At 41.3% G+C, this 235-nt stretch carries 1 pseudogene; it reads left to right on the top strand.

Annotation, left to right across the window (positions count from 1 at the left end):
• Positions 1-112, top strand: a pseudogene (locus tag MZO40_RS17240) (transposase); the annotation flags it as partial.
• Positions 113-235: the final 123 nt, after the last annotated feature.

Genomic DNA, 235 nt, shown 5'->3' with positions numbered 1-235 from the left:
GCCAAGAAAGGTTGATTTATATGATATCTTTTGTGCCCTGCTTTATACCTTGAAAAATGGGTGCGTTTGGCGCGATTTACCCAGCGATTTTCCTAAATGGGAAACCGTCTATTATTAGCTGGTTACTTTGGACTAAAACGCCATCTCCTGCTGGTATCACTCCTCTGGATAAGGTTTTAAAAAAATTGTCAGCCAACATCGGTTGGCTCAGAAGCGTTCAGTTTATACATCGTTC

Origin of the sequence: Lactiplantibacillus sp. B652, assembly GCF_023806745.1 — a bacterium.
Taxonomy (GTDB): Bacteria; Bacillota; Bacilli; order Lactobacillales; family Lactobacillaceae; genus Lactiplantibacillus; species Lactiplantibacillus pentosus.
The sequence above is the reverse complement of the archived record's forward strand: the minus strand, read 5'-3'. Positions and strand labels throughout refer to the sequence as shown.